Source organism: Pseudomonas sp. Irchel 3E13 (assembly GCF_900187455.1).
Classification (GTDB): Bacteria; Pseudomonadota; Gammaproteobacteria; order Pseudomonadales; family Pseudomonadaceae; genus Aquipseudomonas.
In genome coordinates this window covers 78709-100175 of sequence record NZ_FYDX01000022.1, presented here as the reverse complement: position 1 = coordinate 100175, position 21467 = coordinate 78709, and the positions used below count along the sequence as shown (strand labels likewise).

Genomic DNA, 21467 nt, shown 5'->3' with positions numbered 1-21467 from the left:
AACTCCTTATTTAGCTTCTTTGCCTACGGTATTGAGCAGGAACTTGCCAATCAGATCTTCCAGTACCAGCGCCGACTGAGTGTCATGAATGACACCGCCGTCCTTGAGCACGGCTTCTTCCCCGCCGACGCTGATGCCAATGTACTTCTCGCCGAGCAGCCCGGCGGTCAGGATCGATGCAGTGGAGTCGGTAGGCAGGTTGTCTACGCTTTTTTCCAGTTGCAGGGTCACCCGACCGGTATAGGTATCGCGGTCCAGATCGATGGCCGTGACCTTGCCGATGGTCACACCGGCCATGGTCACTTTTGCTCTGACAGTCAAACCGGCGATATTGTCGAAATTTGCATAAAGTTTATACGTATCGCTGCTGGGGCTGGCGGACAGGCCGCTGACACGCAGGGCCAGCAGGAGCAGCGCCAGGATCCCGGCCAGGAGGAACAGGCCGACACCGATTTCCAGGGTGCGGTTTTGCATCAGAAATCTCCAAACATCAAGGCGGTCAGAATAAAGTCCAGTCCCAGGACTGCCAACGAGGCATAGACCACGGTTCTGGTGGTGGCTCGACTGATCCCCTCTGAAGTGGGCTCACAGTCATAGCCTTGGAATACGGCAATCCAGGTAACGACGAAGGCAAATACGACGCTCTTGATAACGCCATTGAGCACGTCGTCGGTGAAGGACACGCTGTTCTGCATATTCGACCAGAACGAGCCTTCATAAACGCCCAGCCAGTCCACCGCGACCCACGAACCGCCCCAGATCCCGACGACGCTGAAGATCATCGCCAGCAGCGGCAGGGAAATGAAACCGGCCCACAAGCGTGGCGCGACGATGTACTTGAGCGGGTCCACGCCGATCATTTCCAGGCTGGAAAGCTGCTCGGTGGACTTCATGTTGCCAATTTCGGCAGTCAGCGCCGAACCGGCACGTCCGGCAAACAGCAAGGCAGTCACCACCGGCCCGAGTTCACGCAGCAGCGTGAGGGCGACCATCTGCCCCACGGCCTGCTCCGAGCCGTACTTGGCCAGGATGCTGAAGCCTTGCAGCGACAGCACCATGCCAATGAACACACCGGAAACCACGATGATCGCCAGCGACATCACGCCAACGGAGTACAACTGGCGAACCAGCAACTGGAAACCACCGCCGATACCGCCGCGCCCCACGAGGGCGTGCAGCAGGAACAGACAGGAACGCCCCATGACCGCGACCACGTCGATGGCCGAACGGCCAAAACGGCGGATACGTTCGAGTAAGGATTTTCTGCGCATCTAACGCTTCCCCAGGAGATCGGCGCGGTAGTCTGGCGCAGGAAAATGGAAAGGCACCGGCCCGTCGGGGTCACCTTTCATGAATTGGCGAATGCGCGGGTTGTCCGAGTTCATCAGTTCCTCGGGCGTGCCCTGGCCAAGTACCTGACCATCACCCACGACATAAATGTAGTCGGCGATGCTCGCGGTTTCCGCCAGATCGTGGGAGACCACGATGCTGGTGATACCCAGGGCGTCGTTGAGCAGGCGGATCAGGCGCACCAGCACGCCCATGGCGATCGGGTCCTGACCGACGAATGGCTCGTCATACATGAGGATCTGCGGATCCAGCGCAATCGCCCGCGCCAGCGCGACACGGCGCTTCATGCCACCAGACAGCTCGTCCGGCATCAGCTCGATGGCGCCGCGCAGCCCCACAGCCTGAAGTTTCATCAGGACGATGTCGCGGATCATTTCCTCGGACAGCTTGGTATGCACGCGCAGCGGGAATGCGACGTTCTCGAACACGTCGAGGTCGGTGAACAGCGCGCCACTCTGGAACAGCACGCCCATGTGCTTGCGGGCGTCGAACAGGTCACTGCGCGACAGGGTCGGCAGGTTCTGCCCCGCGACCCAGACTTCGCCGCTGGCGGGCCGCAGTTGCGCGCCCATCAGACGCAGCAGCGTGGTCTTGCCACACCCCGAAGGCCCCATGATTCCGGTGACCTTGCCCTTGGGAATGCGTATGTCGACATTATTGAAGATGCTGCGCGAGCCGCGTTTGAAGGTCACACCCTTCAACTCGACCGCGTAGGCGTTATCAACGCTCATCTAGACTCCTTGCGATGCAGCCACGTCACTCAGACGCACGCCTCCTTCATGGAGGCACGCAAGTATCGAGCGGGCCGAACTGGTGGCGAACTATAGCATCGCTGGCAGGCCCTTCCCAAGGCCATCGCGATGCCTGTTCAGGCCCTGTACAGGCCATCACGCGCCATTCTGGTGTGGAACCTGCACGCGACAAATCGCTCAAACAGGCGTACGCCGGGTAATCCGCAGGTGAGGCTTTCGTGCATTCCCGCTATAATCCCGGCCTTTTCATCAGGCAACCCGATTTCCGACATGAGCCAATCCACCGACCTGATCCAATCCGCACAGCGCACCATCCGCTACGAAATCGAAGCGGTAGAAGGCCTGCTGGCCCATATCGACGCCGACTTCGTGAAGGCTTGCGAACTGATCCTGGGGAGCAAGGGCCGCGTTGTGGTGGTGGGCATGGGCAAATCCGGCCACATCGGCAACAAGATTGCCGCGACCCTGGCCAGTACCGGGACCACCGCATTTTTCGTCCACCCCGCCGAGGCGAGCCACGGCGACATGGGCATGATCACCCGGGACGACATCATCCTGGCGCTGTCCAATTCCGGCTCCACCGCCGAAATCGTTACCCTGTTGCCGTTGATCAAGCGCCTGGGCATCAAGCTCATCAGCCTCACCGGCAACCCTGAATCGCCATTGGCCAAGGCCGCCGAGGTCAACCTCGACGCCCGCGTCGCCCAGGAAGCCTGCCCACTCAACCTGGCGCCAACCTCCTCGACCACCGCGGCGCTGGTGCTGGGCGACGCCCTGGCCATCGCCCTGCTCGAGGCCCGCGGTTTCACCGCCGAAGACTTCGCCTTCTCCCATCCGGGTGGCGCGCTGGGTCGCCGCCTACTGCTCAAGGTCGAGAACGTGATGCACGCCGGCGACGAACTGCCTGAGGTTCAACGCGGCACGCTGCTCAAGGACGCGCTCCTTGAAATGTCCCGCAAAGGTTTGGGCATGACCGTCGTGACCGAAGCGGATGGCAGCCTGGCCGGAATCTTCACTGACGGCGACCTGCGCCGCAGCCTGGATCGCAATATAGACGTACACAAGACCCTGATCGAAGAGGTCATGACCGTCCACGGCAAGACCGCCCGCGCCGACATGCTCGCCGCCGAGGCCCTGAAGATCATGGAAGACCACAAGATCAGCGCGCTGGTAGTGGTCGACAAGGCCGACCGTCCGGTCGGAGCCCTGAACATGCACGACCTGCTGCGCGCCGGAGTGATGTGATGAATACCCTGTTGCAACGTGGCAAGGCCATCAAGCTGGCCGTTTTCGACGTGGACGGCGTACTGACTGATGGTCGCCTGTACTTCCTCGAGGACGGCAGCGAATTCAAGACCTTCAACACCCTCGACGGCCAAGGCATAAAGATGCTGATGAACTCGGGCGTGACCACCGCGATCATCAGCGGCCGCAAGACCCCGGTGGTCGAACGCCGCGCGAAGAACCTCGGCATCCCGCACCTGTATCAGGGCCGCGAGGACAAACTGGTGGTGCTGGACGAACTTCTCGGCCAGCTCGGCCTAAGCTATGAAGAGGTCGCCTACCTGGGCGACGACCTGCCCGACCTGCCGGTGATTCGCCGCGTCGGCCTGGGCATGGCGGTCGCCAATGCCGCCGCATTCGTGCGCGAACACGCCCACGGCGTTACCCAGGCCCGCGGCGGTGAAGGTGCGGCTCGCGAATTCTGCGAACTGATCCTGCAAGCCCAGGGCAACCTGGAAGCGGCAAACGCCCATTACCTGTAGAGCCAGCCATGTTCAGCAAGAAAATCCGCAATATCGCGCTGTTCAGCGTGATGGCCGCGCTGCTCGCAGCGGTCGGCTACTGGAATATCGGCCCGGAGAGCTTCCTCGACCAGCCCGTTGCCCAGGTCGACGAAAGCGCTATCGACTACTATGCGATCAACGCCCACAGCGTGCAGTACCTGCCTGACGGCAAGCTGCAATACGAAATGACCGCAGACAAGGTCGAGCACCTCAAGGCCAGCGAAGTCACGTTGCTGACTACGCCAGACCTGCAGATGTATCGCGGCACGGCCTACCCATGGCATGTGCAGAGTGCTCGTGGCGAGGTCAACCCGGACGGCACCGAAGTTGAATTGATCGACTCGGTCCGGGTTGCCCGCACCGACGACCAGAACCGCACAACCATCATTACCTCCAGCCGCATGACGGTATTCCCGCAGAAGCAATATGCGCAAACCGAGCAAGACGTTAGAATCGACGGCGCCGGTGGCGTGACTACGGGCAAGGGAATGAAAGCGTATTTGAAAGACGGCAGGATGGACCTGCTGTCCAACGTAAGAGGACAGTATGAGGCTCGTTAAAACCCTCCCCTTTTTGCTCAGCCTGAGCGCAGCACTGGGAAGCGCGAGTGTCTGGGCCCTGCCTAACGACCGCGATCAACCCATTCGCATCCAGGCCGACGACGCCCAACTGGACGACAAGCAAGGTATCGCCACCTACCGTGGTGACGTGATCATCACTCAAGGTTCGATGATGATCAAAGGCAACACCGTGACCCTGACTCGTGCGCCAAACGGCGACATCGATGTGGTGACGTCGGTGGGCACCCTGGCCTATTTCGAACAGCAGCAGGACGCCGCCAAGCCGGACAAGATGCAAGGCTACGCCAAGCAGATCCAGTACCAGGCACAAAAAGACCTGGTAGTGCTGACTGACCAGGCCAAGGTCGTCAACGCAGGCAACACGACCGAAGGCGAGAAGATCGTCTACAACACCAAGACCCAGGTCGCCACCGCCGGTCGCGGCGGCAAGGTTTCGACGCCACGTCCGCGTATCGACATGGTGATCCAGCCGAAGAAGAAGGCCGAGTAATGGCAACCCTTAAAGCCCAGCACCTGGCCAAGAGCTACAAGAGCCGACAAGTCGTGCGTGACGTCAGCCTGTCGATCGACAGCGGACAGATCGTCGGCCTGCTCGGCCCTAACGGCGCCGGCAAGACCACCTGTTTCTACATGATCGTCGGCCTGGTCCAGGCCGATCAGGGCCGCGTGCTGATCGACGATCTGGACGTCAGCCACCAGCCAATGCACGGCCGCGCACGCGCCGGCATCGGCTACCTGCCCCAGGAAGCCTCGATCTTCCGCAAGCTGTCGGTGGCCGACAACATCATGGCGATCCTGGAGACCCGCAAGGAACTGGATCGTGAAGGGCGCCGCAAGGAGCTGGAAAGCCTGCTGCAGGAATTCCACATCAGCCACATCCGCGACAACCTCGGCATGAGCCTGTCCGGCGGCGAGCGTCGTCGCGTGGAAATCGCCCGCGCCCTGGCTACCGCACCGAAGTTCATCCTGCTCGATGAACCCTTCGCCGGTGTCGACCCGATCTCGGTCGGCGACATCAAGCAGATCATCCACCACCTGAAAGCCAAGGGCATTGGCGTTCTGATCACTGACCACAACGTCCGTGAAACGCTGGATATCTGTGAAACCGCTTACATCGTCAACGATGGCCAACTGATCGCCGAAGGCGACTCGGAAACCATCCTGGCCAACCAGCTCGTCAAAGAGGTGTACCTGGGCCACGAGTTCCGTCTGTAGGCTCGCGTATCGGAGTGGTCCGAGCGCTGCGATTCAGCCACGATTGCGGCTTAATTGTTACAGCGCTCTAGGCAAACGCTACAGTTTCAGGCATATATCTTGCTTAGAATTGGCGCCCGCGCGCCCCTGTAGTTGATGGCGCATGCGCGCCGGCGAATAAGGTGTTAAGCCCCAGCCATGAAACCATCGCTCGTCCTAAGAATGGGCCAGCAACTGACGATGACCCCGCAGTTGCAACAGGCTATCCGTTTGCTCCAGCTCTCCACACTGGATCTGCAGCAGGAAATCCAGGAAGCCCTGGAGTCCAACCCGATGCTCGAGCGCCAGGAAGAAGGCGAAGACTTCGACAACAGCGACCCGATGGCCGACAACGCCGAGTCCAAGCCTGTTGCCGAGTCCCAGGAGAGCAGCTTCGAGCAATCCGCGCCGACTGTGGAAAACCTCGAAGAAGGCGAATGGAACGAGCGCATCCCCAACGAACTTCCGGTCGATACCGCCTGGGAAGACATCTACCAGACCAGCGCCAGCAGCCTACCCAGCAACGACGATGACGAGTGGGACTTCACCACCCGCACATCGGCCGGCGAGAGCCTGCAAAGCCACCTGCTCTGGCAGTTGAACCTGGCACCGATGTCGGACACCGACCGACTGATCGCTGTAACCCTGATCGACTGCATCAACAACCAGGGCTACCTCGACGAGACGCTGGAAGAAGTCTGCGAATCCTTCGACCCTGAACTGGATATCGAACTGGACGAGATCGAAGCCGTCCTGCACCGCATCCAGCAGTTCGAACCCGCCGGTATCGGCGCACGCAACCTGGGCGAATGCCTGTTGCTGCAATTGCGCCAACTGCCCGCCAACACACCGTGGATGGCCGAGGCCAAGCGGCTGGTCAGCGATTACATCGACCTGCTCGGCAGCCGCGACTACAGCCAGTTGATGCGCCGCATGAAGCTCAAGGAAGACGAGCTGCGCCAGGTGATCGAACTGGTCCAGAGCCTGAATCCACGCCCTGGCTCGCAGATCGAGTCGAGCGAACCCGAATACGTGGTTCCCGACGTGATCGTGCGCAAGGACAGCGATCGCTGGCTGGTGGAGCTGAACCAGGAAGCGGTACCGCGCCTGAGGGTCAACCCGCAATATGCCGGCTTCGTACGCCGCGCCGACACCAGCGCCGACAACACCTTCATGCGCAACCAGCTGCAAGAAGCCCGCTGGTTCATCAAAAGCCTGCAAAGCCGCAACGAGACGCTGATGAAGGTGGCGACCCAGATCGTCGAACACCAGCGCGGCTTCCTCGACCATGGCGACGAGGCGATGAAACCGCTGGTACTGCACGACATCGCTGAAGCAGTGGGCATGCACGAATCGACGATTTCCCGGGTCACCACGCAGAAATACATGCACACGCCCCGCGGAATCTATGAGCTGAAGTACTTTTTCTCCAGCCACGTAAGCACCTCCGAAGGCGGTGAATGCTCGTCCACAGCGATCCGCGCAATCATCAAAAAACTGGTTGCCGCGGAAAATCAGAAAAAGCCATTGAGTGACAGCAAGATCGCTGGTTTACTGGAGGCACAAGGCATCCAGGTAGCACGTCGCACCGTCGCCAAGTACCGCGAATCCCTCGGCATCGCACCGTCGAGTGAGCGCAAGCGATTGATGTGACCTTCCCTGAGGTGTGCCATCGCAATTCAGTGGCAGGCGCAACACCTGCCTCTTTATGCACGGCAACAAAGGAGAAGCAGTATGCAAGTCAACATCAGTGGACATCATGTAGAAGTCACTCCGCCGCTGCGCGACTATGTCGAGCAGAAGCTCAAGCGTGTAGCAAGTCATTTCGACAAGATCACCAATGTGCAGGTGATCATGAAGGTCGAGAAACTCCAGCAGAAAGTGGAGGCCACCCTGCAGATTCCCGGTGGTGAAGTGGTAGCAAACGCCGAAGATGCAGACATGTATGCCGCGATCGACTCCTTGGCCGACAAGCTCGACCGTCAACTGAAAAAACACAAGGAAAAACAGCAAAGCCTGCTGCAAGGTACGGCTGCACGCTGATCCCCCTCATCCATGATCCGACTTGAATCCATCCTGACCCCCGGCCGTTCCCTCGTGAACGTGCCGGGTGGCAGTAAAAAGCGCGCACTTGAACAGATCGGCAACCTGATCGGGAAAGAAGTTCCTGATCTGGACGGCCAGACCGTTTATGAAGCCCTGATTGCCCGAGAAAAACTCGGGTCGACAGGATTTGGCAATGGCATCGCCATTCCCCATTGCCGCCTCAAGGGCTGTGCAAGCCCTGTCAGCGCATTGCTTCACCTGGATGCCCCCATAGATTTCGACGCCATCGATGGCGCCCCGGTAGACCTGCTGTTCGTTCTGCTGGTGCCCGAGGCTGCCACCGACGCCCACCTTGAACTGTTGCGCCAGATTGCCAGCATGCTCGATCGCAAGGATGTCCGCGACCGGCTTCGTGCGGCCAACAGCAGTACCGCCCTGTACCAGGTCGTCCTGGACGTGCAGAACGAGCCCTGAGCATGCGCCTCGTCATCGTCAGCGGCCGATCCGGCTCGGGCAAGAGCACCGCCCTCGACGTTCTTGAGGACAACGGCTTCTACTGCATCGACAACCTCCCCGCCGGCCTGCTCCCGCAGTTGGCGGAAAGCGCCCTGATCAATACCGAATTGCTGCAGCCGCGGGTCGCGGTGTCCATCGACGCGCGCAACCTGCCGAGCCACCTGACACGCTTTCCGGAACTGCTGGACGACGCGCGTGCGCGCCATATCCAGTGCGATGTGCTGTATCTCGACGCCGATGAAGAAACCCTGCTCAAGCGTTTTTCGGAGACCCGTCGACGCCACCCGCTGACCAACCAGGACCGCTCGCTGGCCGAGGCAATCCGGGTCGAAAGCGAGTTGCTGAGCCCGATTGCCGATCTCGCCGACCTGAAGATCGACACCACCAGCCTCAACCTCTATCAACTGCGTGACTCGATCAAGCTTCGCCTGCTCAACCAACCTGAGCCGGGCACCGCGTTCCTGATCGAGTCCTTTGGCTTCAAGCGCGGCATGCCGGTCGATGCCGACGTGGTGTTCGACGTTCGCTGCCTGCCGAACCCTTATTGGAAACCCGAACTGCGCGAGCACTCCGGGCAGGATCAGCCGGTCATCGACTATCTGGCTGCGCAGCCGGATGTGGAGGAAATGTTCCAGGACATCTCCTCCTACCTGCTCAAATGGCTGCCCCGCTTCGCCGCCAGCAATCGCGCCTATGTCACCATTGCCATTGGCTGCACTGGCGGCCACCATCGCTCGGTCTACCTGACCGAACGACTGGGGCAGTTGCTGCAACCCATATTGAAGAACGTTCAGGTCCGCCACCGCGACCTCTAGTCCACAGGATCCCTCCCGCGATGCCCGCAACCGAAATCGAGATCATCAACAAGCTGGGGCTGCATGCCCGTGCAGCAGCCAAGTTCGTTGGCGTGGCGGGCAAGTATTCCTCAACCGTGAAGATTGGGCGCGCCCCCGACAAGCTGGTCGATGGCAAGAGCATCATGGCGGTCATGATGCTGGCGGCGGGCAAAGGCACCAAGGTGCATTTGCTCACCGAAGGGGAAGATGGCGAAACGGCGCTAGGCGCGCTGATCGAGTTGATCAACAACCGGTTCGACGAAGGCGAGTAAACCGCGCTGTCAGGACAGCGCGGTATCCATCACCATCATCAGGCAGAAGCCGATACACAACCCCAGACTGGCCAGGCGATGATGCCCGTTGGCCCGTGACTCGGGAATGATCTCCTGGGTCACTACCAACAACATGGCCCCGGCCGCAAAGGCCAGGCCCAGCGGTAGCAGCAGTTCAGCCACTTTCACCAGCCAGGCGCACAACAGTGCCGCCGCCGGCTCCACCAGCCCGGATGCCGCACCGATCAGGAACGCCTTGAATCGCGCCATCCCGGCTCCCGCCAGCACCAACGCAATCACCAGGCCTTCCGGCACGTCCTGCAGGGCAATGCCCATCGCCAGGCTGTCCGCATCCGGCATGCCGCCGCCAGCAGAAACGCCGATGGCCATGCCTTCCGGAATGTTGTGGGCAATGATCGCGATCACGAACACCCAGATCCGCGCAGGCACCACCGGCTGAGTACTCGACGCTACCAGCGCATCAGGCGAGACCCCGGAAACCTTGAGATCAACGAGGTACAGGCACAACGCGCCGAACAGCAGCCCGAAACTGATCAGACCACCCGCGCCCCACTTGCCGAAGCCTACCGCCTGAGCAGCGTCGAGCCCCGGAATGATCAGCGAGAACGCTGTGGCAGCCAGCATGACGCCAGCACCGAACCCCAGAAGGGTATCGGCCAGCGCCACGGGCATATTGCGAATCACCAGCACCGGTACCGCGCCAAGCGCCGTGCCCAATGCACACAGCGCTCCGCCTTCCAGTGCCCGCAACATGCGCGGCTCCAGATCGAGCCAGGCAATGCCTTTGACGACCAGCAACGCCGTGCCGACCAACAGCAGCAAGGTACCCAGTGCCAGACGGAACAAGCGCACACTGCCTATGGACAAGACATCCGAACGCATCCGTCTGTCACTCACGCCAGGGCAGCAACGTAACGCCGCTCTACTTCGGCCCAGTCGACCACGTTGTAGAAGGCGTTGATGTATTCCGGACGACGGTTCTGGTACAGCAGGTAGTAGGCGTGCTCCCAGACGTCCAGGCCGAGGATCGGCGTATTGCCGTTCATCAGCGGGCTGTCCTGGTTGCCGCTGCTTTCCACGACCAGTTTCTTCTCGGGGGTCACGCTCAACCACGCCCAGCCGCTGCCGAAGCGGGTCAGCGCCGCCTTGGTGAACGCATCCTTGAAGGCATCAAAACCACCTAGCTGCTCATCGATGGCCTTGGCCACGCTGTCTTGTGGCACGCCGCCACCGGTCGGCGACATCACGGTCCAGAACAGCGAATGGTTGGCATGCCCGCCACCCTGGTTGATGACCGCCGCCTGCAGGTTTTGCGGCAGTTGCTTGACCGCAGCCACCAGTTTTTCCACCGGCCACTCAGCCCACTCCGTGCCATCAACCGCGGCGTTGAGGTTGTTGATGTAGGTCTGATGGTGCTTGGTGTGGTGGATCTGCATGGTCTGGGTGTCGATGTGCGGTTCCAGCGCATCGTAGGCGTAAGGCAATGCAGGCAAGGTGTAAGGCATTTAGTGAATTCCTTGTTGGAAGGCTCGTGGGGTCACGGGGTCCTGACCAGCCAGCACGCCGGGCTGCGGTTCCTGCCGATAAAGCAGGCGCTCGGTGCGCGGATACTGGCCGTATTCGCTGATGAAACTCAGCAGTTCGGTGTAGGTCTTTCCGCTCTGGCGCAGGGCAGCTTCGCGCAGGCTCTGCGACAGGCGCATGTCCTGGCTGGCGCCCAGCAGCCGCTGATGGATCGCACAGAGATACTCGGCGCTTTCCTGCGGCTGTTTCAGACGCAGATGAAGGTCTGCCAGGTTGTGATGCGAGATCACACAGGCGGCCACTGCTTCGTCGGCGTCATGCCAGCGTTCGAAGAGCACCTGGGCCAGGGCCAGGGCCTGCAAGTACAGCTCGCGGGCATCGACCAGATCGCCCTGATTGAACAGGCGGTTGGCGATTTCCGTGGTGCGTTTCCAATGCTGCATGGCAAACCTCCAAAGCAGTGAACGGCGTCAGATGCCGCCGGCGGTGAGCTTTTCCGGATCCAGCAGGACTTCCAGCTGGGTACGCGACAGCTCGGTATGTTCCAGCGCGACGTCAATGACCGGACGCCCTTGTTTGTAAGCGGTCTTGGCGATTTCGGCGGCCTTCTGGTAGCCGATGATCGGGTTCAGCGCGGTGACCAGGATCGGGTTGCGCGACAGCGCTTCCTTGAGCTTGGGCTCGTTGACCTTGAAGGTGGCGATCGCCTTGTCAGCCAGCAGGCGGCTGGCATTGGCCATCAGCTCGATGCTGCTGAGCAGGTTCAGGGCAATGACCGGCAGCATCACGTTCAGCTCGAAGTTGCCGGACTGACCGGCAACAGCGATGGTGGCGTCGTTGCCGATGACCTGGGCGGCGACCATCGCCGTGGCTTCCGGAATCACCGGATTGACCTTGCCCGGCATGATCGAAGAGCCCGGCTGCAGACCTTCCAGCTCGATCTCGCCGAGGCCGGCCAGCGGACCGGAGTTCATCCAGCGCAGGTCGTTGGCGATCTTCATCAGCGCCACGGCAGTGACCTTGAGCTGACCGGACGCCGCCACCGCGGTGTCCTGGGAGCCGATCAGGGCGAACAGGTTTTCACCTGGCACGAACTCGACCTGGGTCAAGCCGCTCAGTTGCTTGGCGAACAGGCCGGAGAACTCGGGGTGCGCGTTGATCCCGGTGCCGACAGCCGTACCGCCTTGCGCCAGGGCCTGCAGGCTCGGCAAAACATCCTGCAGATGGTCGATGCTGGCCTTGATCTGCTGCGCCCAGCCGCCGAGCACCTGGCTCATGCGCACCGGCATGGCGTCCATCAGGTGAGTACGGCCGGTCTTGACGAACGGATGAACCTGCTCGGCCTTGGCCTCGATTACCTTGACCAAATGGTTCAGCGCCGGCAGCAGTTGCTCGTGCAACGCCAGCGCGGCACTGACGTGGATGGTGGTCGGGATGATGTCGTTGCTGCTCTGGCCGCAGTTGACGTGATCGTTCGGGTTGACCGTGTCGCCCAGCACGCGGCTGGCGATGGTCGCGATCACTTCGTTGGCGTTCATGTTGGAGCTGGTGCCGGAACCGGTCTGGAACACATCCACCGGGAAGTGCTGCATGAAGTCGCCGGCGAGCAGTTGCTCGACCGCCGCGACGATCGCCTCGCCCTGCTCCCGGCTCACTTGCTCGAGCTGGATGTTGGCCTTGGCTGCCGCGGCCTTGGCCAGCAGCAGTGCGCGAATGAACTGCGCCGGCATGCGTTGCTGGCTGATCGGGAAGTTGTTGACCGCGCGCTGGGTCTGGGCGCCGTACAGGGCCTCGGCCGGCACCTGCAGTTCACCCATGCTGTCACGCTCGATACGGGTATTACTCATCATCAAGTCCTTGCATCAGTTCAGCGGAAGAAATCGAAGGCAACAGCGTGCAATTCGCCAGTTGCAGGGCCAGCGGCTGCCAACGCTGGCCGTGCTCGCCGCCATCGAGCTTGCGCAGTTGCAGCAACGGTCGCCAGGCCTGGTCGAGACACAGGCAGCGCCAATGCCACGGCAACATGCGGTCGCAGGCGGTATCGAGCAGAAGACGGAAAGAAGTGAGGGCCACGGTCCAGGCCGAGGTATCGGTACAACAGACCAGATAGCGACCTTCAGCCAGATAGTGTTCGATCACGCGCGGCTCGTCGGGCTCGAGCGCACAGCGGATACGCCGGCTCAGCCAGCGCCAGTTTTCGAGGTAGGGCAATTCGTGGAGGACGGATTTCATGAATATCATCACCATCGTAATGATATTCATTATTAATTGATAAATAGAATCAGTTCAAGCGCGTTTCTGCAGAAACAAAAAACCCGGCGCAGAGGCCGGGCTTTCAGAATCACCGTTGGTGAACAGAGCGTGTGAGTAAAATCAGCTTCCCGCGACGGTCATGCGCTCGATCAGAATCGAGCCGGTGTGGATGTTGCTACGGGTTTCAAGATCACTGCCGATGGCGACAATCTGCTGGAACATGTCTTTCATATTGCCGGCGATCGTCACTTCTTGAACGGCGAACTGAATCTCGCCGTTTTCCACCCAGTAACCCGCTGCACCACGGGAATAATCACCGGTCACCATGTTCAGGCCATGCCCCATCAACTCGGTTACCAGCAACCCGCGACCCATGCGGCGGATCAGGGCGGCCTGGTCCTCGACGCCGTGGGTGACGAACAGGTTGTGCACGCCGCCCGCGTTGGCGGTGCTGGGCAGGCCCAGTTTGCGACCTGAGTAGGTGCCGAGCACGTAGGACACCAACTGGCCATTTTCGACGAACGGCTTGGCGTAGGTCGCCAGACCGTCACCGTCGAACGCGGCGCTGCCCAGTGCGCGAGGCAGGTGCGGACGCTCGTCGAGGGTCAACCAGCTCGGGAACAACTGCTGGCCGAGGGTACCTTCGAGGAACGATGACTTGCGGTAAAGGTTGCCGCCAGAAATCGCCGAGAGGAAGCTGCCGAACAGACCACCGGCCAGTTCTGCGGAGAACAGCACCGGCACCTCGCAAGTCGGTACCGGTCGCGCACCCAGGCGGCTGGCCGCGCGCTGGGCCGCACGCTGACCGATGCTGCGTGGATCGGCGAGCAATTCGCCCTGGCGATTGACGTCGTACCAGTAGTCACGCTGCATCTGCCCGTCGCCTTCGGCGATCATCACGCAACTCAGGCTGTGGCGGGTCGAGGCGTAACCGCCGATGAAACCGTGGCTGTTGCCGTAGACCCGGCAACCCTGATGGGTATTGAGGGTGGTGCCATCAGCGTTCTTGATTCGCGCATCGGCGTCGAAGGCGGCGGCCTCGCAGGCCAGCGCCTTTTCGATGGCCTGCTCGGGGGTGATATCCCAGGCGTGATAGAGGTCGAAGTCCTGGAGATCGCGGGCCATCAGCGCCGGATCGGCCAGCCCAGAGCAATCATCTTCAGAAGTGTGTTTGGCGATGGCCAAGGCTGCGGCGACCGTCTCGCGAATCGCCTCGCTGCCGCTGGCCGAGGTGCTGGCCGAGCCTTTGCGCTGGCCGACGTAGAGGGTGATGCCGAAACCCTGGTCACGGTTGAATTCCACCGTTTCCACTTCACGCTGACGTACCGAGGTCGATAGCCCCTGCTCCAGCGATACCGCCACCTCACAGGCACTGGCGCCCTGGCGCTTCGCTTCGGCGATGATCTGCTCGACCTGCTCCTGCAAGGCCGGCAGGGCTTGCGGACCTACGCTCTGGACTGCACTCATGGTTTTCTCCACTCAAATACGGCGTTCGGCGAGGGTCATCGAGCGACCGGGCCGGACAAGCGGCCCCCGACTGGTTATCATGGCGGCGTTTCTCAGCGGACTGCCCCCCATGGTTGATTCTTACGATGCCTTCGACGAAGGCGAAAAAAGCAAAACCCAGATCAAGCGCGAGATGCAGGCGCTGGTCGATATGGGCGAGCGCCTCACCACGCTCAAGCCCGACACCCTGGCCAAACTGCCTCTGACCGATGAATTGCGCAGGGCTCTCGAAGAGCACAAGAAGCACACGGCAAACGAGGCCAAGAGGCGCCACCGGTCGTTCATCGGCAAGCTGATGCGTGACCAGGACATCGATGCCATCAACGCACTGCTTGAGCAGCTCGACGCCTCCACCCGCCAGTACAACGAGCGCTTCCACAACCTCGAGCGCTGGCGTGACCGGCTGATCGAGGGCACCGACGAGGTCCTGGAAAAATTCGTCCAGGAGTTCCCGGAAGCCGATCGCCAGCAACTGCGTTCGTTCATCCGCCAGGCCCAGCACGAGCAGAAGACGAACAAGGCGCCATCCGCCTCGCGCAAGATCTTCAAGTACATTCGCGAACTCGACGAAGTTCAGCGCGGCCTGCGCTGAGTTCCGCCACCGGGCAGGCGCCCTGCCCGCCCGGTTTCATCTTTATGCCCCCGTGCCACCCACGGTGATCGCATCGATCTTCAGGGTCGGCTGGCCCACGCCAACCGGCACCGACTGACCATCTTTCCCACACGTTCCTACGCCACTGTCCAACGACAGGTCGGTGCCGACCATCGACACCCGGCTCATCGCTTCCGGCCCGTTGCCGATCAGCGTCGCGCCCTTGACCGGCGTGGTGATCTTGCCGTCTTCGATCAGGTAGGCCTCGCTGGTGGAGAACACGAACTTGCCACTGGTGATATCCACCTGGCCACCGCCGAGGTTGGCGCAGTACAGGCCGCGCTTGACCGAAGCGATGATCTCCGCCGGGTCACTCTCGCCGGCGCGCATGTAGGTGTTGGTCATGCGCGGCATCGGCAGATGGGCGTAGGATTCGCGCCGGCCGTTGCCGGTCACTGCCATGCCCATCAGACGGGCGTTGAGCTTGTCCTGCATGTAGCCGACCAGCTTGCCGTTCTCGATCAGCGTGGTGCATTCGGTCGGAACGCCTTCGTCATCGACGCTCAGCGAACCGCGGCGCCCTTCCAGGGTGCCGTCGTCGACGATGGTGCACAGGCTCGACGCAACCATCTCGCCCAGCCGGCCGCTATAGGCCGAACTGCCCTTGCGGTTGAAGTCGCCTTCCAGGCCATGGCCGACCGCTTCGTGCAGCAGCACGCCGGACCAGCCCGAGCCCAGCACCACAGGCAAGGTGCCTGCTGGCGCCGGGACGGCTTCCAGATTGACCAGCGCCTGGCGCAGCGCTTCGCGGGCGAAGCCCATGACCCGATCGTCGGTGAAATAGCGGTAATCGGTGCGACCGCCACCACCGTGGCCACCGCGCTCGCGACGACCATTCTGTTCGACGATGACGCTGACGTTGAAACGCACCAACGGGCGAATGTCCGCAGCGAGGCTGCCATCGGCGGCGGCGATCAGGATGCGCTCCCAGACCCCGGCCATACTCACGCTGACCTGTTGAATACGCGGGTCCAGCGCACGCGTGGCGGCGTCGACGCGCTTGAGCAGCTCGACTTTCTCTGCCCGGCTCAGTACTTCGAGCGGATTGTCCGGCGCATAGAGCGCGGTGACGTCTTGGCTCTTGAAGGCCTGGACCGTGCCATTCTGCCCGGCGCGGGAAATCGAGCGAGCGGCGCGGGCGGCGGAGGTCAGGGCTTCGAGATTGATTGCGTTGCTGTAGGCAAAACCGGTTTTCTCCCCGGACTGAGCACGTACGCCCACACCCTGGTCGAGGTTGAAGCTGCCTTCCTTGACGATGCCGTCTTCCAGCGCCCAGGACTCCGAAATCTGGCCCTGGAAGTACAGGTCGGCGGCGTCGATACCCGGCCCGGCCAACTCGCCCAGCACCGATTGCAGGCTGTCGAGGGTCAGGTCGCCGGGGGCCAGCAGTTGCTCGCTGACGCGTGTTAACAACTCGCTCATAGTCACTCCGAGAGGTACGCGGGCCGCACTGCGTCCCGCGAGAAAAAGCGCCGGTGCGAGGCCACCGGCATCCGCGCCCTGATGGACGCTTGTTCAATACTGTCGCGTGTCGCCAGCAGCACCGCTTCACCGCGGGCCTGTTCGGCGAGGATTCGCCCCCAAGGATCGACGATCGCCGCCTGTCCGTGGGTTTCACGCGGGCCTGGATGGACGCCTCCCTGGGCGGCGGCCAGCACATAACACTGGGTTTCGATCGCTCGCGCCCGGATCAGCACTTCCCAGTGCGCCGCGCCGGTCACCGCGGTGAACGCCGCCGGCGCAGTAATCAGTTCCGCACCCGCCTCGCGCAGCGCGCTGTAAAGCTCGGGAAAACGCAGGTCGTAACAAACGCTCAGGCCCACTTTGCCGACCGGCGTATCTGCCACCACCACGTGCGCGCCATGGGCGTAGTCGTCCGACTCACGATAGCGGCCACGGTTGTCAGCCACATCCACATCGAACAGATGAAGCTTGTCGTAGCGGGCAACCAGCTCGCCGTGCTCGTCCACCAGCAGGGAGCAGGCATGGGCTTTGGCCTCGGGCTGGTCGACGGGCGGCAGCGGCAAGGTGCCCGCCACAATCCATAACCTGAGGTCGCGGGCGGTCTGTTTCAACCACGGCAGGATCGGTCCTTCGCCCCTCGCTTCGGCCCGGCCGATCGCCGCGCTGTCGCGGCGGCCCATGGCGGCGAAGTTTTCCGGCAGCACCGCGAGCCGCGCACCACCGGCAGCGGCCTGTTCCAACAGAGCGCGAGCGCGGGCCAGGTTGGCGGCGATATCGTCCTGACTGATCATCTGAATGACGGCGAAGGTCATGTCCGGGCCTTAATTGGATTTTTCAAAGGGTTTGACGAAGGTCATTTTAGGCTCTTTCACCGGACCTTCGACCCGATAGTGGACGCTGGCATAACGCGCGACCCGGTCACCCAGCAACCGGTCCACCAGAAACAGCGCGCCACCAATGGCCGGCGCCCCGACGATCAACGCGGCCAGCGGCAGATTGTTGGTCACCGGCAGGGTCACCATGAGGTTGGCATCAATGCGGTCGCGAACCATATCCAGCGTGCCCTCCAGCTCGAAGTTGCTGGACGGGCCGGTCATGGCAATGGGGCTGCGGGTGACGTACACGCCTTCGCTGGCCACCAGCACACCCTTGACCCGGTCATAGCTCAGCCCCTTGCCGAGCAGGTCGGAGAAGTCCAGGCGCAAACGCCGGCCGATCGAGTTGAAGTTGAGCAAACCAAACACCCGCAGCGCCTGGGCACTGGCATCGACTTCGACGAACTGGCCGTTACGCAGGCTCGCATCCATGCTGCCGGAGAACCGCTTGAGGCTGACCCAGGCCGGCGAACCTTGCCAGCGCCCGTCGACATCCATATGGAAGTCGCGGCTGGTGACCGTTGGGGCAAAGTCCCAGGCCTTGAGCACATCGCCCAGGTCGGCACCTTCCAGGCGGCCTTTGTACCAACTGCTGCTGGCGCCCGGGACGCCTTCCCAGCCCGCAGAACCATCGACCATCAGGCCCTTGAGGTTCAGATCGAGATCGTTGATTGCCACGCCTTTGCTGGTGGGGCGCAGCTTGAGCGACCAACTGCCCAGCAGATCGTCACCCCGGAACAGCTTGGCGATGCTCAGATCCAGGGCCGGGATCTTGCGCGGGTCCACTGTTGCCAGCGGGTCCGGGGCATCCGGCGCGGTCTCTTCGGCCGGGTCGGCGGCAGGCAAGTGCAGGGTTTGCAGGTTGACGGCGATCGGCGCGGCCTTGGCATCGGGAACCCGCGCATTGCCGATGACTTCCTTGCTGTCCAGGCGCAGCGCCCAGTTGTCGCTGTTGCGGTCCAGGCGCACCACGGCCTGGTTGAGATCGAAGCTATAGACCTTGAGCTTGCCGATGCTCAGGTCCACACCCCGCAGAAACTGCCGCGCACTGGTGCCCGGATCATCGCCGGCCAGGCTGGCCAGTTGCTTTTGCCAGGCCTCGACATCCACTTCACTGACCGTGCCTTTGATCCGCAGTCCCTGAGCAGTCGGCAACTGGCTGTTACCGGCCCCCAGCGCCAACTCGCCGCGCCCCTGGTCCAGTTTCCCGGCAGGCGCCGCGTAGACCATGTTGGCCAGATCGGTGTAGGTCGCATCAAAGCGCTGCTCCGGGCCTTGCAGGGTCATGCGGAACTGGCTGTCACGCGTGTCGTTGGCGGCCTTGCCGAACGGCGCGGGCAGGTCGATGGTCAGGCCCTTGAGGTTCGAATCGACGCTCAACAGGTTATCGCGACTGCCCAGCGACACCTGCAACTGATAGGGCAACTCACCGGAAAGCGGCAGAGGCTGGCTGAACTTCAGCCAGTCGGTCAGCGACTTCAGGGCAATCTGCCCCTTGGCGGTGATACGGGTCTGCAGTTGCCCGGGCTTGCCCTCGGCGAAAATCTGCGCGGTGATCGGCTTGTCGAACGCCTTGGCGGTGATGTTCTTGCCGCTCAAGCCGGCGTCCAGGTCGAAGCGGAAATCACCCTTGAGCTGGGTCAGTTCAAGGGCTGGCTCGGCAAGTTTCAGGCGGGCTTTATCGGTGCGGAAGTCCACGACCACCTTCGGCGCCACATCGTGGGTCAGCGGAATGTCGAGTTTGACGGAGCCTTTCAGGTCACCCTCGCCTTCCCAGCCGGCGAACGTCGCGCCGGTGCCGATAGGCGCCTCCTGGAGAATCTTCACGCCATCGCCCAGGCCGCCGTCGAAATCGCCATCCAGGTACAGGTGGCTGTGTTCACCCTCCGCCACATGGGGGATGTCGACCACGACATTGCTCACCCGGGTGTCGAGCAGTTGTCCGGCGCTGGCCTTGATCCGCACACCGTGGTCATCGATGAACACATCACCGTCCACCTTGCTGACCTGCGGCCAGCCGGGCTGGAAGTCCAGGGTGGCGTCGCGCACCTTGAAGAACAGGCTGATATTGCGAGAATGGTCAGGCGCACCGTGGCTCAACGAGCCTTGGTACTGGAAATAGCCTTCGTCCACGGCGCCCTTGAGGATCGCCGTGCGCAGCCAGTGGTCCACCGACGGGCTGAGGACTTCCGGCAGGTATTTGGGCGTGTAGCGACCGTCGCCATCGACCAGACCGACCCGCAAGTCCATGTAGTCTTCACTGGCTTCTTCGAAAAACAGCCGAATCAGGAAATCGCCAGCAATCTTGCCTTCTTCGCCGAGCACCTTGAGATAGGGCGCGATCAGGGTGAAGCTTTCCTTGTCGAGCTTCCAGGTCAGCAGGGCATTGGCTTTGAGGTAGTGCCAGGGGTCGGCGAAGATCGGCACCAGATGCAGCATGAATTTATCGGTATCCAGGCGCAGTTCGCCGTGGCCGAGGTCACCACTGATGCTGCCGCTGACATTCCCCGCCGCCGGCGCGCCGTGGTAGGCGTCGAAGCCGACGCGGTCGAGGTTTGCGGCGAAGCTGAAGCGGCGATCGCCCTCGGCTTCAGGGCGGACTTCCAGGCGAACATTGCGCAGGCCACCCGTCACTTTCAGCCCGTCGACCACCGCCATGCCGGCGGTCGGCAACGGGCCGAGGGCCTGAATCACTGGCGTGAGTGGAGTGAGGTCAAGACGGTCGGCCTGGATTTCCCACAACTCACCGTCCGCACCCGCGGCGGTCTGGTTGATTTGCAGATGGGATTCCCAACGCGTCTTGCCGAGGTTCATGGCCAGGGAATCGACGGTCACCTTCACGCCTTGTTCGCTGCGGCGCAGCCAGGCATTGAGTGCCAGGTTTTCCAGGGTGACCGGCTTGCGTTCTGCGTAAGCCGCGCGCACTTGAGGGGCGTTCAGGCGCAGCGTTGCGCTCTGCAACTGCCCTTTGCCCCAGCCGATCCACAGCTCACCACCGGCACGCACTTCGGGCGCCTGCCACTGGCCGAGCAGGCGGGCCGGCAACCACTTGGCCCAGTCGCTCTGCGGCAGGCTCAGGTAGGCATCGACTTCACCTTCGCGCCATTTCGCCGGACGGACGCGGCTATCCAGACGCAGCGCCATCGGCTGACCATCCGGCAAGGTCATGCGGGCATCAAGACGTTGGCGCACACTGCCGGTCTGCAGGCTGAGGCCGACATAGGTCAGGGTCATGGGGTCGTGATCGATGGGTTCCAGCGTTACCTGGCTGTCGAGCACCGAGATTTTCGAGACCATCTGCATGCGCTGCAGCAGTTGCTCGACGTCGAGCGGCGCGTCGTCCTGGACCGGCAGGCCCTTGAGCGACCAGCGACCGTCTTCGTTTTCATGCAGGTTCAGTTGCAGGCCGCCGAGTTCGACACGGGCAAGGCGCAACTCACGCCGGGTCAGGCTGGACCACAGGTCGGGCACCACCTTCACTGCATCCAGACGCAGGGCCGAGTTGCCCTCACCCACTTGGACGTCATGCACCACCAGAATCGGCGCCAGACCACTCCAGCGCCCTTCCAGCGCGCCAATGTGCACGGGCATGCCGAGGGCGGCCTCGGCCTTGCCCTCGGCTTCACTGCGGTATTCGGCAACCAGCGGAATCAGCTCGCGGCCGAGGCTGACATAGAGTGCAACCAGCACCGCCAGCAACGCACAGGCACCCAGGCCCCAGCGGGTCAGTGCAGCAAGAACGCGGATCAGACGCTCCATGCCAGTGGCCCCCCGAGTCGTCCCATAACTATGGCCCGAC

The 21467-nt window shown here is 62.1% G+C and carries 23 protein-coding genes; 11 read left to right on the top strand and 12 right to left on the bottom strand.

What is annotated here, in order from left to right; all coding sequences use genetic code 11:
• Positions 1–6: 6 nt before the first annotated feature.
• Genes mlaD through CKW37_RS29385 form a run of 3 tightly spaced genes read right to left on the bottom strand, consistent with a single transcriptional unit; the run spans position 7 to position 2081 of the window.
• A complete protein-coding gene (gene mlaD / locus CKW37_RS29395) occupies positions 7–474 on the bottom strand; it encodes an outer membrane lipid asymmetry maintenance protein MlaD (RefSeq protein WP_095159616.1) in 468 nt (155 codons plus the stop codon).
• Complete coding sequence (gene mlaE / locus CKW37_RS29390; RefSeq protein ID WP_095159615.1) at positions 474–1271, bottom strand: lipid asymmetry maintenance ABC transporter permease subunit MlaE; 798 nt, start codon at positions 1269–1271, stop codon at positions 474–476. Before mlaE ends, mlaD begins: the two co-directional genes overlap by 1 nt.
• Complete coding sequence (locus tag CKW37_RS29385; RefSeq protein WP_095159614.1) at positions 1272–2081, bottom strand: ATP-binding cassette domain-containing protein; 810 nt, start codon at positions 2079–2081, stop codon at positions 1272–1274.
• 291 nt (positions 2082–2372) lie between these two features.
• Between CKW37_RS29385 and CKW37_RS29380 the strand changes: the two genes are divergently transcribed.
• From CKW37_RS29380 to CKW37_RS29335, 10 genes are all read left to right on the top strand, one after another.
• Positions 2373–3347: a KpsF/GutQ family sugar-phosphate isomerase gene (locus tag CKW37_RS29380; RefSeq protein ID WP_095159613.1), complete on the top strand. Its 975-nt coding sequence runs from the start codon at positions 2373–2375 to the stop codon at positions 3345–3347.
• Positions 3347–3868 (top strand): HAD family hydrolase, encoded by a 522-nt coding sequence (locus tag CKW37_RS29375; RefSeq protein ID WP_177454494.1) that lies wholly within the window; start codon positions 3347–3349, stop codon positions 3866–3868. The genes CKW37_RS29380 and CKW37_RS29375 overlap by 1 nt, the downstream gene beginning before the upstream one ends.
• A gap of 8 nt (positions 3869–3876) precedes the next feature.
• Entirely contained in the window at positions 3877–4449 is a 573-nt protein-coding gene (gene lptC / locus CKW37_RS29370) for an LPS export ABC transporter periplasmic protein LptC (protein WP_095159611.1), read from the top strand.
• A complete protein-coding gene (lptA, locus tag CKW37_RS29365; protein ID WP_095159610.1) occupies positions 4436–4960 on the top strand; it encodes a lipopolysaccharide transport periplasmic protein LptA in 525 nt (174 codons plus the stop codon). The genes lptC and lptA overlap by 14 nt, the downstream gene beginning before the upstream one ends.
• Positions 4960–5685: an LPS export ABC transporter ATP-binding protein gene (lptB, locus tag CKW37_RS29360; RefSeq protein WP_095159609.1), complete on the top strand. Its 726-nt coding sequence runs from the start codon at positions 4960–4962 to the stop codon at positions 5683–5685. The genes lptA and lptB overlap by 1 nt, the downstream gene beginning before the upstream one ends.
• Positions 5686–5862: 177 nt before the next feature.
• Positions 5863–7356 (top strand): RNA polymerase factor sigma-54, encoded by a 1494-nt coding sequence (locus tag CKW37_RS29355; RefSeq protein ID WP_095159608.1) that lies wholly within the window; start codon positions 5863–5865, stop codon positions 7354–7356.
• Positions 7357–7437: 81 nt separating this feature from the next.
• Positions 7438–7746: a ribosome hibernation-promoting factor, HPF/YfiA family gene (gene hpf / locus CKW37_RS29350; RefSeq protein WP_095159607.1), complete on the top strand. Its 309-nt coding sequence runs from the start codon at positions 7438–7440 to the stop codon at positions 7744–7746.
• A 12-nt stretch (positions 7747–7758) separates the two neighbouring features.
• Complete coding sequence (gene ptsN / locus CKW37_RS29345) at positions 7759–8223, top strand: PTS IIA-like nitrogen regulatory protein PtsN (RefSeq protein WP_095159606.1); 465 nt, start codon at positions 7759–7761, stop codon at positions 8221–8223.
• 2 nt (positions 8224–8225) lie between these two features.
• Positions 8226–9080, top strand: a complete 855-nt coding sequence (gene rapZ / locus CKW37_RS29340) for an RNase adapter RapZ (RefSeq protein ID WP_095159605.1) — start codon at positions 8226–8228, stop codon at positions 9078–9080.
• 20 nt (positions 9081–9100) lie between these two features.
• Positions 9101–9373, top strand: coding sequence for an HPr family phosphocarrier protein (locus CKW37_RS29335; RefSeq protein ID WP_095159604.1), 273 nt, complete (start codon positions 9101–9103; stop codon positions 9371–9373).
• A gap of 9 nt (positions 9374–9382) precedes the next feature.
• On the opposite strand, the gene CKW37_RS29330 is transcribed toward CKW37_RS29335, so the two are convergent.
• From CKW37_RS29330 to pmbA, 6 genes are all read right to left on the bottom strand, one after another.
• A complete protein-coding gene (locus tag CKW37_RS29330; protein ID WP_095159603.1) occupies positions 9383–10276 on the bottom strand; it encodes a ZIP family metal transporter in 894 nt (297 codons plus the stop codon).
• A gap of 11 nt (positions 10277–10287) precedes the next feature.
• Positions 10288–10899: a superoxide dismutase gene (locus tag CKW37_RS29325; protein WP_095159602.1), complete on the bottom strand. Its 612-nt coding sequence runs from the start codon at positions 10897–10899 to the stop codon at positions 10288–10290.
• The gene (locus CKW37_RS29320) at positions 10900–11361 is read right to left on the bottom strand and encodes a tetratricopeptide repeat protein (RefSeq protein ID WP_095159601.1); all 462 of its coding nucleotides are present in this window, start codon (positions 11359–11361) and stop codon (positions 10900–10902) included. It lies immediately after the preceding gene.
• Between the two features lie 27 nt (positions 11362–11388).
• The gene (locus CKW37_RS29315; RefSeq protein WP_095159600.1) at positions 11389–12765 is read right to left on the bottom strand and encodes a lyase family protein; all 1377 of its coding nucleotides are present in this window, start codon (positions 12763–12765) and stop codon (positions 11389–11391) included.
• A complete protein-coding gene (locus CKW37_RS29310; RefSeq protein WP_095159625.1) occupies positions 12758–13159 on the bottom strand; it encodes a FagA protein in 402 nt (133 codons plus the stop codon). The genes CKW37_RS29315 and CKW37_RS29310 overlap by 8 nt, the downstream gene beginning before the upstream one ends.
• Positions 13160–13291: 132 nt before the next feature.
• The gene (gene pmbA, locus CKW37_RS29305) at positions 13292–14638 is read right to left on the bottom strand and encodes a metalloprotease PmbA (RefSeq protein WP_095159599.1); all 1347 of its coding nucleotides are present in this window, start codon (positions 14636–14638) and stop codon (positions 13292–13294) included.
• Positions 14639–14747: 109 nt separating this feature from the next.
• Here pmbA and yjgA point away from each other — a divergent pair, with 109 nt between their 5' ends.
• On the top strand, positions 14748–15269 hold the full coding sequence (yjgA, locus tag CKW37_RS29300) for a ribosome biogenesis factor YjgA (RefSeq protein WP_095159598.1): 522 nt from the start codon (positions 14748–14750) through the stop codon (positions 15267–15269).
• A gap of 42 nt (positions 15270–15311) precedes the next feature.
• Here yjgA and tldD read toward each other — a convergent pair whose 3' ends face one another.
• The 3 genes from tldD to CKW37_RS29285 are packed head-to-tail and all read right to left on the bottom strand — an operon-like array spanning position 15312 to position 21427.
• On the bottom strand, positions 15312–16751 hold the full coding sequence (gene tldD, locus CKW37_RS29295; protein WP_095159597.1) for a metalloprotease TldD: 1440 nt from the start codon (positions 16749–16751) through the stop codon (positions 15312–15314).
• Positions 16752–16753: 2 nt separating this feature from the next.
• Entirely contained in the window at positions 16754–17605 is an 852-nt protein-coding gene (locus tag CKW37_RS29290) for a carbon-nitrogen hydrolase family protein (RefSeq protein WP_095159596.1), read from the bottom strand.
• A gap of 9 nt (positions 17606–17614) precedes the next feature.
• On the bottom strand, positions 17615–21427 hold the full coding sequence (locus CKW37_RS29285) for a YhdP family protein (protein ID WP_095159595.1): 3813 nt from the start codon (positions 21425–21427) through the stop codon (positions 17615–17617).
• Positions 21428–21467 lie beyond the last annotated feature (40 nt).